The 13047-nt window shown below is 63.8% G+C and carries 13 protein-coding genes and 1 pseudogene; 5 read left to right on the top strand and 9 right to left on the bottom strand.

Annotated elements, in window-relative coordinates; translation table 11 throughout:
* Positions 1-334 precede the first annotated feature (334 nt).
* Entirely contained in the window at positions 335-1831 is a 1497-nt protein-coding gene (locus P6U25_RS30970; protein ID WP_407148537.1) for an aldehyde dehydrogenase family protein, read from the bottom strand.
* A 201-nt stretch (positions 1832-2032) separates the two neighbouring features.
* Here P6U25_RS30970 and P6U25_RS30975 point away from each other — a divergent pair, with 201 nt between their 5' ends.
* Positions 2033-2884: an SDR family NAD(P)-dependent oxidoreductase gene (locus tag P6U25_RS30975; protein ID WP_407148538.1), complete on the top strand. Its 852-nt coding sequence runs from the start codon at positions 2033-2035 to the stop codon at positions 2882-2884.
* An 887-nt stretch (positions 2885-3771) separates the two neighbouring features.
* Here P6U25_RS30975 and P6U25_RS30980 read toward each other — a convergent pair.
* Together P6U25_RS30980 and P6U25_RS30985 are read right to left on the bottom strand one after the other, a co-directional pair.
* Complete coding sequence (locus P6U25_RS30980; protein ID WP_280975754.1) at positions 3772-3978, bottom strand: hypothetical protein; 207 nt, start codon at positions 3976-3978, stop codon at positions 3772-3774.
* 611 nt (positions 3979-4589) lie between these two features.
* A pseudogene (locus P6U25_RS30985) lies at positions 4590-4806 on the bottom strand (PspA/IM30 family protein); the annotation flags it as partial.
* A gap of 110 nt (positions 4807-4916) precedes the next feature.
* Between P6U25_RS30985 and P6U25_RS30990 the strand changes: the two are divergent.
* A complete protein-coding gene (locus tag P6U25_RS30990; protein ID WP_407148539.1) occupies positions 4917-5522 on the top strand; it encodes a TetR/AcrR family transcriptional regulator in 606 nt (201 codons plus the stop codon).
* A gap of 363 nt (positions 5523-5885) precedes the next feature.
* Here P6U25_RS30990 and P6U25_RS30995 read toward each other — a convergent pair whose 3' ends face one another.
* The gene (locus P6U25_RS30995; protein WP_407148540.1) at positions 5886-6257 is read right to left on the bottom strand and encodes a cupin domain-containing protein; all 372 of its coding nucleotides are present in this window, start codon (positions 6255-6257) and stop codon (positions 5886-5888) included.
* Positions 6258-6317: 60 nt separating this feature from the next.
* Positions 6318-6917 (bottom strand): hypothetical protein, encoded by a 600-nt coding sequence (locus P6U25_RS31000; protein WP_407148541.1) that lies wholly within the window; start codon positions 6915-6917, stop codon positions 6318-6320.
* 194 nt (positions 6918-7111) lie between these two features.
* Between P6U25_RS31000 and P6U25_RS31005 the strand changes: the two genes are divergently transcribed.
* A complete protein-coding gene (locus tag P6U25_RS31005) occupies positions 7112-7555 on the top strand; it encodes a hypothetical protein (protein ID WP_407148542.1) in 444 nt (147 codons plus the stop codon).
* A gap of 152 nt (positions 7556-7707) precedes the next feature.
* Here P6U25_RS31005 and P6U25_RS31010 read toward each other — a convergent pair whose 3' ends face one another.
* The 3 genes from P6U25_RS31010 to P6U25_RS31020 form a co-directional block, all read right to left on the bottom strand.
* Positions 7708-8121 (bottom strand): Rieske (2Fe-2S) protein, encoded by a 414-nt coding sequence (locus P6U25_RS31010; protein ID WP_407148543.1) that lies wholly within the window; start codon positions 8119-8121, stop codon positions 7708-7710.
* 65 nt (positions 8122-8186) lie between these two features.
* Positions 8187-9299 carry an amidohydrolase family protein gene (locus P6U25_RS31015; RefSeq protein ID WP_407148544.1) on the bottom strand — a complete coding sequence of 371 codons (1113 nt, stop codon included), beginning with the start codon at positions 9297-9299 and terminating at the stop codon, positions 8187-8189.
* A 104-nt stretch (positions 9300-9403) separates the two neighbouring features.
* Positions 9404-10468 carry an amidohydrolase family protein gene (locus tag P6U25_RS31020; RefSeq protein WP_407148545.1) on the bottom strand — a complete coding sequence of 355 codons (1065 nt, stop codon included), beginning with the start codon at positions 10466-10468 and terminating at the stop codon, positions 9404-9406.
* Between the two features lie 247 nt (positions 10469-10715).
* On the opposite strand from P6U25_RS31020, the gene P6U25_RS31025 reads away from it, so the two are divergent.
* Entirely contained in the window at positions 10716-11198 is a 483-nt protein-coding gene (locus P6U25_RS31025; RefSeq protein WP_407148546.1) for a hypothetical protein, read from the top strand.
* A gap of 28 nt (positions 11199-11226) precedes the next feature.
* Here the strand turns inward: P6U25_RS31025 and P6U25_RS31030 are convergent, their stop codons facing one another.
* Complete coding sequence (locus P6U25_RS31030) at positions 11227-11934, bottom strand: DJ-1/PfpI family protein (protein ID WP_407148547.1); 708 nt, start codon at positions 11932-11934, stop codon at positions 11227-11229.
* Between the two features lie 54 nt (positions 11935-11988).
* Between P6U25_RS31030 and P6U25_RS31035 the strand changes: the two genes are divergently transcribed.
* Entirely contained in the window at positions 11989-12984 is a 996-nt protein-coding gene (locus P6U25_RS31035; protein ID WP_407148548.1) for a GlxA family transcriptional regulator, read from the top strand.
* Positions 12985-13047 lie beyond the last annotated feature (63 nt).

Raw genomic sequence — 13047 nt, forward strand, 5'->3', positions numbered from 1 at the left:
TCATTGGCGTGGCGGGCTTCCCTCCGCGAGCGCCCCGATCGTTGAGACCAGAGCCCCTCACCCGGATTGCATCTGTCGATGTAATCCGACCTCTCGCCGCAAGCGGTAGGGCAATCGCATTTGGGAAAAGAGCGCCTGCGGCCATCCTTCGAGACGCCCGCCTTTGGCGGGCTCCTCAGGATGAGGACTTGTTTTGGGGCACAATAGTAGACCCTCATGGTGAGGAGCGCCGCTTGCGGCGCGTCTCGAACCACGAGGCCGAGGACGTGCGCAGCCGCCCAACGCGGCATATGCGATGGCCCTGCCGCAAGCGGGGAGAGGTAAGAAGCACCGCCTAACCCGTCTTGATCCAGACTGCCTTGACGTTGAGATACTCCTCGACGTGCTGCTTGCCGGACTCGCGGCCATAACCGCTCATCTTGTAGCCGCCGAACGGCACCGCGGGGTCCATCGCCTGGTAGCAATTGACCCAGACCGAGCCGGCGCGCAGCGCTTTCGCGACCTGGTGCGCCTTGCTGACATTGGTGGTCCACACGCCCGAGCCGAGCCCGAAGGTCGTGGCATTGGCGCGCTTGATCAGCTCCTCCGGATCCTTGAACGAGATCGCCGAGATGACCGGTCCGAAGATCTCCTCCTGCGCGATGCGCATGTTGTCCTGCACATTGGCGAACACGGTCGGCTGCACGAAATAGCCCTTCGACAGGGCGCCCTCGGTGAGACGCCCGCCACCGGCGACAGCCCTGGCGCCCTCCTTCTGGCCAATCTCGAGATAGCCGGACACGCGCTCCATCTGCTGCTGAGACACCAGCGGACCGATCTGAGTGTTGGGATCGAGGCCATTGCCGACCTGAAGCTTCTTGCCGAACTCGGCGACGCGGCCGACGAATTCGTCATAGACCTTCTGCTCGACGAACAGCCGCGTGCCGGCGCTGCAGATCTGCCCCGAATTGGCAAACACCGCCATCGCCGCGCCCGGCACCGCCGCATCGAGATCGGCATCCGCGAACACGATGTCCGGCGACTTGCCGCCGAGCTCGAGCGAGACGCGCTTGAGGTTGCCGGCCGAGGCGCGGATGATCGACTGGCCCGTGAGGTGCGAGCCGGTGAACGCAACCTTGTCGACATCGAGGTGCGATGCGAGCGCCGCGCCCGCGGTCTCGCCATAGCCCGGCACGACGTTGACGACGCCGGGCGGAATTCCGGCTTCCATGCAAAGCTCGGCGATGCGCAGCGAAGTCAGCGGGGATTCCTCGGCCGGCTTTAGCACCACGGTGCAGCCGGTTGCGATCGCAGGACCGATCTTCCAGATCGTCGCGGTCAACGGCCCGTTCCACGGGATGATGGCGCCGACCACGCCGATCGGCTCCTTCAGCGTGTAGGAGAAGATCTCGCCGGGCAGCGAGTTCTCGATCGTCTCGCCATGGATCGCGGTGGCCTGGCCCGCGTAATAGCGCAGCATGCCAAGCGCGCGCAGCTTGTTGCCGCGGGTACGGCTGATCGGCGCGCCCATGTCGAGCGTATCGAGCTGGGACAATTCCTCGAAATTCGCCTCCACGAGATCGGCGAGCTTGAGCAGCAGATTCTGCCGCTCATACGGCTTGACCTTGCTCCAGGGGCCTTCGAAAGCGCGGCGCGCGGCGGCCACCGCACGGTTGATGTCTTCCGCATCGCCCTCAGCGACGGTCGCGAGCAATTCGCCGGTGGCCGGATTGTGCGTCTCGAATTTCTTGCCAGAGGCGGCATCGACCCATTTGCCGTCGATCAGCATCTTCTTGTAGGAGCCATCGGCATATGGATGGCGCGTGATCGGAACAGCCTGCGAAACAGCCATGTTTGCACTCCCTGTCAATGTCGGCTGAGGTCGTTTGGAAGCGTTATATCCCGCACTCTACAGCGCAGGCGGGAAACCGTAAAGCCGAGCCGGCGTTGAAGAGCGCGGAGCGAATGAAAACCTCCCATGCGCCCGCGCATATCGTGCGCGCGTTATGCTAGCGTTGCGAATGTCAGCCACATATGTGTCCGGAGACCGCCGATGCCCCATCCCGTGATATCGTCCAATCATGTTGCCGTGATCACCGGCGGCGCCTCCGGCATCGGGCTGGCGGCCGCGCTGCGCTTCGCGAAGGCCGGAGTGAAGGTGTGCATCGCCGATCTCGGCGACGACCGGCTGGCAGACGCTGCGGCAAAACTGTCATCTGCGGCGCCGGGCGGCACATCGAGCATCATGACGGCGGCAGTCGACGTCAGCCGCGCCGAGGAGGTCGCGAACCTCGAGGCGGCCGTGGCAAAGCGGTTCGGCGGCACCGACATTCTGATGAACAATGCCGGCATCCAGCCCGGCAGCGCGATGTTCGGACCATCAGACCAATGGCAGCGCGTCCTCGCCGTCAATCTGTGGGGCGTGATCAACGGTACGCAGGCGTTTGCGCCCAACATGATCAAACGCGGCAAGCCGGGGCTGATCATCAACACCGGCTCCAAGCAAGGCATCACCACGCCGCCCGGCGATCCCGCCTACAACGTCTCCAAGGCAGGGGTGAAGGCGTTCACCGAGGCGCTGCAGCATGAGCTGCGCAACACCGATGGCTGCAAGATATCGGCGCATCTGCTGATTCCGGGTTTCGTGTTCACCGGATTGACGGCGCGCGGCCGCGCCGAGAAGCCGGCCGGCGCCTGGACCGCCGAGCAGACCGTCGACTTCATGATCAAACGGCTCGAGGCCGGCGATTTCTACATCCTGTGCCCCGACAACGACGTGCCGCGCGCGCTCGACGAACGCCGCATCCTGTGGGCGGCCGGAGATATCGTTGAGAACCGTCCGGCGCTGTCGCGCTGGCATCCGGATTATGCGGATGCATTCGCGGCGTTCGTGAAGGGGAAGTAGGCAGTTTCGTAGATCCTCGCGTGGGGTGGCCAAAGCACAACGTGCCCACCTTCACGAGTACGCCGGCAATGGTGGGCACGCTTCGCTTTGCCGATCGTACGCTCCTACGCTCCTGCAATGACAGCGGCAGTTCCAAGTTCACGTTTGCGCGGTGTCATCACCCGCGCATGCGGGTGATCCAGTATTCCAGAGAGGCCGGTGCTTGAACCGAGAGGCCGCGGCGTACTGGATGGCCCGCCTGCGCGGGCCATGACAACTGAGAGAGAATGTGCATCCGCATTCACGAAGTACGCCGGCAATGGTGGGCACGCTTCGCTTTGCCGATCGTACGCTCCCGCAATGAAAGGGGCAGTTCCAAGTTCACGTTTGCGCGGTGTCATCACCCGCGCATGCGGGTGATCCAGTATCCCAGAGACGCCGGTGCTTGAACCGAGAGGCCGCCGCGTACTGGATGGCCCGCCGGAGCCTGTCATCGGGCGCGCGTTCGCGCGACCCGGTGGCGGGCCATGACGACTGAGAGAGAATGTGCATCCGCATTCACGAAGTACGCCGGCAAAGGTGGGCACGCTTCGCTTTGCCCACCCTACGCTCCTGCAATGACAGGGGCAGGTCACGTTTGCGCGGTGTCATCACCCGCGCATGCGGGTGATCCAGTATTCCAGAGAGGCCGATAGTTGAACCGAGAGGCCGCGGCGTACTGGATGGCCCGCCGGAGCCTGTCATCGGGCGCGCGTTCGCGCGACCCGGTGGCGGGCCATGACGACTGAGAGAGAATGTGCATCCGCATTCTCGCAACATGATTTGTCCGAGCCCTGCATCTCGTCCGCCCTCTAGGAAGAAAGTGGGTCGGCGACTTCACGCCGGTCCGAACTCGCAATGACGGCAACCTACAATGTTTCCTGCTTGTGGCCGCACTGCTTGCAGGCGAATTTGACGCGGGATTGGCCCTTCTCCGCCTGCACGCGGTTCGGCGCGCCGCATTTGCCACAGACGGCTTCGATCCGGGTCATGCCCTGCTTGACGACGAGGTTCCGCTTTTCCATGGTTTCGCGGATCAGGCGTTCGGCCTCCTCACGCATCGACTGCTTCGACATCAATCTACACCGGTCGTTGGTTCGCGGGCCGCGTCATAGCACGATCGCATGAAGCTTTGACAGCGGAGATGTCGCGCAACTGGCGCAAGGCAGCTCAGATCATCAGTCGATCGATCGGCACCCGAAGATGCCGGGTTTTAGCCATTGCGCAGAGCGGTCCGGCGATCCCATCACGGATCTCGCGCGTGACTTGGCCTCGGGCGTCAGCACGAACAGCCGCCGCACCAGCGCCAGCGCGGTCTCGGTGGCGGGATCGGCCGCCGCACCAGCACCGCCAGCACGATCAGGTCGGGCGGATATGGGAGAGCACGATCACATCGGTGGCGCTGGTGCAATTTTGCACTGAAGCGACAGAGCAATCGATCTTGTCGCAAGCTTGGTGACAATGGATTGCTTCGCGGAGCCTGTCATTGGGCACGCGCCGCGCGACCCGTTGGCTTGCAATGATGATCGACGTTGGCGTCGTGGCTAATCCGGGGTCGTGAAAGCACGAATGACGATCGCCCGCCGCTTGCTGCCCAGGCCGCCTTGGAGACTTCCATCAACAGGCGCTCGGCCTTGGCGCCTTCGATGCGGTTCACGAGCCTGCCGCACACTCGAGGGCCGCGGTCGCGCGCCTCGAGATCGGTGATGCGGGCGCAGGTGGTGTCGAGCCGCCGTCTCCTCTTGTTGGCCGCCGGCATTCGCAAGCGCCAGGGTTCGCTTCGAACGCTCCACGGCCCGCCGCAGCGTCGCGCATCTGCTGGTCGAGGATGACGAGAGCGGTCCCGTCCTCAAGTTTTTCTTCCGCTCGGCGACTGTGCCGCGGAGCGTAGAAGCCGTTTTGAAATTTGGTCATTCCCTGTTATGAGCATTGCTCATGACGGACTTGCATCATCCTTTGAACATTGCTCAAGATATGTTTGAGCAATGCTCATATCGGTAATTAACGGTGGATCATGTCCAAGGCCATGGAAAGACGCGCCAAATTGCGCGAGGCCCTGATCGAGGCGGCGGAACGCGCGATCGCGGCGAAGGGTCTCGGCGGCCTGAAGACACGCGAGCTGGCGCAGGAGATCGGCGTCGCCAACGGCGGCGTCTACAATCTGGTCGAGGACGTCGACGAGCTGATCCTGCGGGTCGGCTCGCGCACCCTGGCGCGGCTCGATGCCTCGCTGTCACTCGCCGAGATCGGCGGCGGAGCGGCGCCGCGCGAGATGCTGGTGCGGATCGCGGTCGCCTATTGCGATTTCGCCGCCGACAATCTCGAGCAGTGGCGTGCACTGTTCGAGCATCGCATGCAGCCCGGCAAGCCGGTGCCGGAATGGGCTGTGACCGAGCAGATGGATTTGTTCCGGCACATCTACAAGCCGCTCGCCGCGCTCTTGCCGCACCGCTCGCCCGCGCAGCTCGGCGTCACCGCGCGCAGCCTGTTCTCCGCTGTGCACGGCATGGTCGCGCTCGGACTGGAGCAGAAGCTGGTCGCGCTGCCGACCGACGCGCTGCGCAGCGAGATCGCGACGTTGACGCGCGCGATGATCGACGGCCTGATGACGAAGAAGTAATCGCGGTGGAGTTCGGCTTCTAAAGCGGGATGAGTTTGGGTTGAGCCTACTCGCAGCGGCTTCGGTCGACCTCTCCCTGTCGAGGACAGGGCTATCGCATATGCCGCCTTGGGCGGCTGCGCACGTCCTCGGCCTCGTGGTTCGAGACGCGCCGCAAGCGGCGCTCCTCACCATGAGGGTCTACTAGTGTGCCGCAAAACGGAACGTCATCCTGGGGAGCCCGCCAAAGGCGGGCATCTCGAAGGATGGCCACAGGGCGTTTTTCTGTCAAATGCAATTGCCCTACTGTCGGGGAGAGGTGGCGTCCGCCGCGATTTCAGATCAAGCTAATCCCATCATGCATTGGGGCGCCTGGCCCTGCCCTCATGGCTCCATGGTGTAGGAGCGCCCCGGCTCGAGCGCGTAGATGGTCAGAAAGCGCAGCGGGCGCTCCGGATCACAATTGCGAAAATGCGTGTGTGGAAGATCGGCACGATCCTGCAAGGTCTCGCCGGCGCGATACTGTCGCGGAGCATCGCTGCCATAGGCGGACTCGGCGACACCTTCGACGATGAAGACCACGCCTCCGACGGGATGCCGGTGAAGCGGAGCGACGCCGCCGGGCGGATAGGTCACCTCGGCCACGACAAGCTCGCGATCGTCGCCAGGCAATGCAAGGCGCTCGAGAATCTTGCGTGTGACACCCGCAAACCCGGATTGTTGGCCGCTTGCCTGACCGTTGCTGTTCTCACCCATTGCCCATTCCTCTCGTCTCCATGGCCCCGCCAGACCTCGATCAGATCGCGGTGCTGCTGACTATGGGGGCGCCCCGTCAGGGCAACAAGGTGCCACCTCGACCAACGCGCATGAATGTGAAATGTCTGCGATGGCGTTACGGTTGACGGCCGACGCGGCGTCCGGGGCTCTTGCCTCCCGTGCATCCGCGTTGCAAGATTTCGCGCGGCGTGCCCGCCGATGACCCAGCTCCAATTGCCGCCGCACAATGTTCAGCGAGTTCTGCATGAGAATGAGGATGTCGACGACACGATTGCCGAAGCTTGCCGCGGTCGCACTCGTCATCGAAGCCGCAAGCGTCATGCCGGTGTCTTCGGCACCGGCCCCTTCCGAATGTTCGATGTCGGTCACGCTGGCAAATTGGGGCGAAAATTCGAGCGGTGACATTGATGTGACATCGGGAGAAAGTTGCCTGTTTCCCATCGGGATTCGCGGCACGATCACGGCCTCGGCCATTTCGCAAAAGCCGGCACACGGCAAGCTGAAGAAGGTCAACGCATCGACGTTCGAATACAAGCCGAAGGCCAAGTACAGGGGAAGCGACACGTTTGCCATCAAGGCAACGGGCCAGGGGCCGACGGCTTCAGGCACATCAATCATCACCGTGCGCGCGACGATCAAATAGCAGTCGCGATGCGCTCCGCGCGTCCTGCAGCTTCGTCAGTTCAGCGACATTTGTTTCGTGTAGCAATCGCGCTTGCTTGCCGTGATGCAGCAGGGGCCAGATTCGAAATGGCTGAACAGCGTCACAGACTTGTCCGTTGGTCGGCGCAATCTCGTCAAACACCGTCGGGGGCCTCTCGCGAACGTGATGATTGGCCGACATCATGGAATTGAAACCTCGGCGCTTCGCCACCGTTTCCGATGGTGACGGAGAGCGCGTCCGGGATGGAGACGAGGTGAGAGGTTATTGGCGTGCGACATTGGCTGGGTTCACCGCAGTCATTGCGGTGCCGATGTGCGCGATCCATCCGGCGCACGCCCATGATCATCGGCACCCCGAATTGAATGGCTGGTACGAAAGCCTGCACAGCGGCAAAGGGCCGTGCTGCGATGGCAGCGATGCGAAGCGCCTCGACGATGTCGATTGGGACGTCAAGGACGGGCACTACCGCGTGCGCATTGACGGCGAATGGGTGGACGTTCCCGATGAGGCCGTCGTAGACGGACCAAACCGCGCCGGTCATACCATCGTCTGGCCCTATTACCTGAATGGTCATCCGAAGGCACGCTGCTTCATGCCGGGAAGCATGGGCTGATCGCGCATGGCGATCGGCAAGATCCAGACCTTCAAGATCCAAAGCGTGATGAGATTAGGTTGAGCTGGAGCGGCGGCGGTGGTTCAGCTCTCCCTTGGGAGAGGTGAACCGAACGCGTGGCCAAAACCGATTCAATCTACATTCATCGCGCTTTAGACTTCGACGATGACGTAGTTGTCTTCGATGTGCACCGGAAACGTTTCGGCGACGTACGGCCCCTTCTGTAATTCCTCTCCGCTCTCGACCGCCACCGGATAGGAGCGGATTCTGAAGCGGGACGGATCGAACCAGGACTGGCCGTTGCGCATGTCGAATTCCCAGCCATGCCACGGGCAGCGCAACATCTCGCCGATGCGGTCGCGCTGGTAGATACCCGGTTCAGGCGAGGTCAGGCGCGCGACGCAGGCCGCTTTCTGGAGCGGCGCGCCCTCATGCGGGCAGCGATTGAGCAGCGCGAAGAATTCGCCATTGACGTGGAACACGACGATGTCGCGGCCTTCGAGACCGAAGACCTTGTTGCCGCCTGCGGGGATATCGCTGGTGCGCGCGACGATGTGACGGGCCATCTCGATCCTCAAAGCGTTTTCAAGCGAAGTGGATTCCGGTTCGCGTAAAGAAAACGCGTCAAAAACTAGAACTTGTAAACGGCGCGGGCGTTGCTGTTGAAGATCTTGCGCCGCTCGGCTTCCGTCAGCGGCGTCTTGAAGGCGTAGCGCGCGTCGTCGTAGTCCCAATGCGGATAGTCCGACGAGAACAACAGGCGATCGATCCCGACCCATTCGATCAACTGACGCAGGTGTTTTGCCTCATCGGGCTCGTCGATCGGCTGCGTCGTGAACCAGAAATGCTGCTTCACGTATTCGCTCGGCCGGCGCTTGAGATGCGGCACTTCGCTGCGGAAGCGCTCGAAATGCTGATCCATCCGCCACATCGCCGATGGGATCCAGCCGAAGCCGCCCTCGATGAACACGATCTTTAGCTTGGGGAAGCGCTCGGGGATGCCCTCGAGCACGAGGCTCGTGAGCTGCGAGGCCACGGTGTGCGCGTTCGATTGATGCTCCTCGCAGTAGTAGGACGGCCAGCCGCCGCCGGTCGGCGCGTGCCCGCCATAGCCGCCGACATGGATGCCGAGCGGCAGGTCGAGCTCCTGCGCGCGGGCGTAGATCGGCCAGTAGCGGCGGCGGCCGAGCGGCTCGTTGGCGCGCGGCGAGACGTTGATCTGGATGTATTCGCCTGATTTGGCGCAGCGATCGATCTCGGCAATGCCGAGATCGTCGCCGTCCTGCCCGACCAGGATCGAGGCCTTCAGCCGCGGATCGCGGTGCGACCAGAAGGCAAGCTGCCAGTCGTTGATGGCGCGCTGGATCGCGGCGCCGAACTCCAGGTTCTGCTGCGAGAAGATGAAGAGATCGAGCACCTGCAAAATGCCGAACTCGACGTCGAACGGATCGAGATGCTGCTTGCGCATGAAATCGAGATCGGAGCCCGGCACGCCACCGGTCGGCGGCCACGCATCGCGGCGCGCGATCAGCGGCGAGGAGCGCGGATAGGGCGTGGTGCCGATATAGGGCGTCCGCAGATGACTGCCGTACTCCTTCAGATGCTGCTGCCAGCGCTTCGGCAGGAATTCGTTGAGGTCGCTGTGCGCGTGAATGCTCGGATGGATGTCGCAATCGATGATCTTCAGCCGTGTTGCGGCGGTCTTCTCTTCCTCGAGCATCGGGCGGTCGATGACGTCACTCATGCGATCCTCCTTTGTCTTGAATCGGTGTGGCCGTCACCTCTCCCCGGGCAGGGAGAGGTGGGCAGCGCCGATAGGTCGCGAGTTTGCTCAAACATCGGAATGCCTCACGCATTCAGTTTCAGCCGCGGAAAGGTTTCCAGCGGATTGTCTTCGCACATACGCGCAACGATGCTGGCGGGCAGATGCGGCGGGATCGGGTCGTCGCCGTCAAACTGCCAGTGCGGATAATCGGACGCGAACAGGAACATCTTGTCGGAGCCGATCTGGTCGATGACGTCGGCCACACCGGTCGCATCGGGCGGGCCATCGAACGGCTGCATGGTGACGCGGAAATGGTCGCGGATGATCGAGGCCGGCTCGCGCTCGACCCAGGGCACCTCGACCCGCACGCCGCGCCAGGTCTTGTTGGCGCGCCACATGAATGCCGGCAGCCAGCTCACGCCCGACTCCATCAGCACGACCTTCAGGCCCGGAAACTTCCCGAACACCCCCTCATAGATCAGGCTCAGCGTCTGCGCCTGGAACGCCTGCGCTTCCGCCAGATAATATTCGTAGCGGTAGGACGGCCAGCCGATCGAGCTCGGCGCGGTGCGGTAGGCGCTGCCGGCGTGGATCGCGATCGGTAGCTGGTATTTCTCAGCGGCCCGATAGATCGGCCAGTAGTGCCGCCGCCCGAGCAGCGTCTCGCCTTGCGACAGCACCAGCACGGACACGAAGCGGTGGTCGCCTGCCCTGCGCTCGATCTCCTCGACCGCGAGATCCGGTGCCTGGATCGGCACCACGATCGAGGCGCGCAGCCGCTTGTCCTTGGTAAGCCACTCGGCCGCGATCCAGTCATTGATCGCCTTGCAGAAGCCGGCCGCCATATAGGGATCGAACACCGCCTGCGCGCCATAGACGACGTTGCAGATCGCGTGGCTGGCCCCAAGCTGGTCGAACGCGCCGCGCTGCACCATGGCGAGGTCGCTGCCGGGCTTGCGGCCATCCGTTGACCGCCAATCGGCGCGGCCGCTCAATGGCATCGACGGCGGATAGGAGTTGAGGTCGAGCCCGTCGATCGCGCGACTGACCACCTGTTCCTTCCAATGATCGTCGAGATAGGGCAGCAGCGTGGTGCGCGTTCCTCCCACCGCGGGATGGATGTCGCAGTCGATGCGCGTGGCCGCCATGGCGCTCCTCGAACCCTGATTTTGTTCTTGTCTTTGATTGTTGGCGGCATCGCTGCCGCAGCTTGCGACTGTGGCCCCAATGGACCGATCCTGCAAGCCGATCGGCGCGGAGCCGGTCTGTGATATCCGCGCAGCCGCCGTCGCACGTGAAGTTTTCGGATCGTGTGAATGGCGTCACCATGTCGGCGCATGAACCATGGTAGCGGGTTCCGCGTCGCGGAAAGTGCACTAGTCACAGGAGACCAGGATGAAGTTTGGAAGACCGACGATCCTCGCATGCGCATTGTCGCTGGCCTCCGTCTCCGCCGCATCGGCGGCAAGCTCGGCCGCCTCGGGCTCGGTGGCGCTGGCGCTCGCCGGCGTGGTTGCGCCCTATTCCCGCTTGCCGGCTGCGGAGAAGAAGGCGGTCGCCGCACTCTTCGACGGCGACAGCAAGGTTGCCCATGCGAAGACAATCACCGTGACCGCGGACAAGATCGTCTGCCGCGCCAGCAATGTCGACATCACCTCGCGCTCCTGCGAGCTGACCTTTGGTCCTCGCACGCGCAGCGTGAAGGGCCGCGCGGCGAACGAGATCTTCGCCACCGAGGCGCTCGCCGGCGTGCCCTCCGACGGCGCGGCCGGTACGATCTACGAGAGCCTGACCAAGCTGTCCTGCACGCTCGATCCAAAGGTGATCAAGCAGAACGGCGGCGGCGGCGCCGACTGCACGTTCCAGCCGGGGAACTAGCCGGTGGTCCGAGGCGCCTGTCGCTCGGCTATCCCTCGACCAGACCCAGCCTGGCAGCGATGCGTCGCGCGGTATCCTCTCGCTGCGCCGTGATGGCCTGCACCGCCTGCCGGGCCTGCTGAAGGATTGCCGGCGGCGCCGTCTCAGGCGTGCCGCTGTCGAAGGGCGGCTCCGGCGCATAGGCCATGTAGAGCTGGATCGCCCGCGCAGCATCCTCGCCGCGCAATTCGGCCGCAAGCCGCAGAGCGCCGTCGATGCCTGCCGTCACTCCGGCGGCGAAGATATGGCTACCATCCACCACTACGCGTTCGTTGACCGGTATCGCACCAAAAAACGGCAACAAATGAAACGATGCCCAATGGGTCGTCGCCCTGCGTCCCCTCAACAAACCGGCGGCTCCGCACAGCAACGCGCCGGTACATACCGAAAAGATGCTGCATGCACCGGCAGCCTGCCGCCGGATCCAGTCGACCACCTCGGCATCCTCCATCAGCGCTTCCTGGCCGAACCCGCCCGGCACATGCAACACATCGAGCGGCGGCGCTTCAGCGAGTGTGGCGTCAGGCGTCAGGCGCAACCCCTTGATATCGCGCACCGGCGCCATGGTCTTCGCGTAGACGCGATAGGTCGAATTCGGGATCCGCGACAGCACCTCGAACGGGCCCGTCAGGTCGATTTGATCGACCGCCTCGAACAGCAGCGAACCGATTTGCAGATGAACGTCATGAGGAATCATCGGGCCTCCCGCTCGGCTATGGACAAAGCGAGCCTATCGCGGCACGCTTCCGTGATGCCGCCAAACTCCCCTCGCTTCTCGCCAAACGGGAGCCGTCTGGTCGAAGTGCTCGCCTATCCGGCAGTGCAGTTGCTCGACGTCACCGGACCGCTGCAGGTGTTCGCGTCCGCCAATGCATTGCTGGCGAAGGCCGGCAACGCCGAGCCTTACACGGTGCGCGTCGTCGCCAAAGATGGTCCCACGATCGAGGCATCGGCCGGCGTCGGTCTTGCCGTGCACTCTCTTCCATCCAGCGATGTTGCCATCGATACGCTGGTCGTTCCCGGTGGCGACGGCGTCGACGCCGCGGCGGCCGATCGCGTCCTGCTTGACTGGATCCGCAAGCGCGCCGGGCAGGCGCGCCGCACCGCGTCGGTCTGCACCGGCGCCTTCCTGCTCGCCGCATCAGGCGTGCTCGATGGACGGCGCGCCGTGACCCATTGGGGATTCTGCGCCGAGCTCGCCCGCCGGTTTCCCGCGGTCCGTGTCGAGCCCGATCCCATCTTCCTGCGCGACGGACCGTTCTGGACCTCGGCCGGCGTCACCTCGGGCATCGACCTCGCGCTGGCGCTGGTCGAGGAGGATCTCGGCCGCGACGCGGCGCTTGCCGTCGCCCGTTATCTGGTGGTCTTTTTCAAGCGCCCGGGCGGCCAGGCGCAGTTCAGCGAAATCCTGTCGCTGCAGGCGACCGGCGACAAGTTCGGCGCATTGCACGACTGGATCAGCAACCATCTGGCCGACGACCTGTCGCTTCCGATGCTTGCGAAACAGGCCGGCATGAGCGAACGCAGCTTCAGCCGGCGCTACGCTGAAACCACCGGGCTGACCCCGGCCCGCGCGATCGAGCGGCTGCGGGTGGAGGGGGCGCGGCATCTGCTCTCGGAAACGCGCCTGCCGATCAAGCGCATCTCGCAGCGCTGCGGCTTCGGCTCCGAGGAAACGATGCGCCGCAGCTTCCTGCGCCTGCTCGCAACCACGCCGCAGGATTACCGGGCCAGATTCGCCGGTTAGTCGGAGCTCCCAATTCAGACATGAAAAAACACGCCGGCCCCGCAGCCGACGCGTTTTCGTCCG

This window comes from Bradyrhizobium sp. ORS 86 (genome assembly GCF_045571475.1).
Classification (GTDB): Bacteria; Pseudomonadota; Alphaproteobacteria; order Rhizobiales; family Xanthobacteraceae; genus Bradyrhizobium.

Coding starts and splice junctions, on each gene's coding strand:
- P6U25_RS31010 (WP_407148543.1), bottom strand. CDS start 8,121: ATGGCCCGTCACATCGTCGCGCGCACCAGCGATATCCCCGCAGGCGGC.
- P6U25_RS31020 (WP_407148545.1), bottom strand. CDS start 10,468: ATGGCGGCCACGCGCATCGACTGCGACATCCATCCCGCGGTGGGAGGA.
- P6U25_RS30980 (WP_280975754.1), bottom strand. CDS start 3,978: ATGTCGAAGCAGTCGATGCGTGAGGAGGCCGAACGCCTGATCCGCGAA.
- P6U25_RS31030 (WP_407148547.1), bottom strand. CDS start 11,934: ATGATTCCTCATGACGTTCATCTGCAAATCGGTTCGCTGCTGTTCGAG.
- P6U25_RS30970 (WP_407148537.1), bottom strand. CDS start 1,831: ATGGCTGTTTCGCAGGCTGTTCCGATCACGCGCCATCCATATGCCGAT.
- P6U25_RS31015 (WP_407148544.1), bottom strand. CDS start 9,299: ATGAGTGACGTCATCGACCGCCCGATGCTCGAGGAAGAGAAGACCGCC.
- P6U25_RS30975 (WP_407148538.1), top strand. CDS start 2,033: ATGCCCCATCCCGTGATATCGTCCAATCATGTTGCCGTGATCACCGGC.
- P6U25_RS30995 (WP_407148540.1), bottom strand. CDS start 6,257: ATGGGTGAGAACAGCAACGGTCAGGCAAGCGGCCAACAATCCGGGTTT.
- P6U25_RS31025 (WP_407148546.1), top strand. CDS start 10,716: ATGAAGTTTGGAAGACCGACGATCCTCGCATGCGCATTGTCGCTGGCC.
- P6U25_RS30990 (WP_407148539.1), top strand. CDS start 4,917: ATGTCCAAGGCCATGGAAAGACGCGCCAAATTGCGCGAGGCCCTGATC.
- P6U25_RS31035 (WP_407148548.1), top strand. CDS start 11,989: ATGCCGCCAAACTCCCCTCGCTTCTCGCCAAACGGGAGCCGTCTGGTC.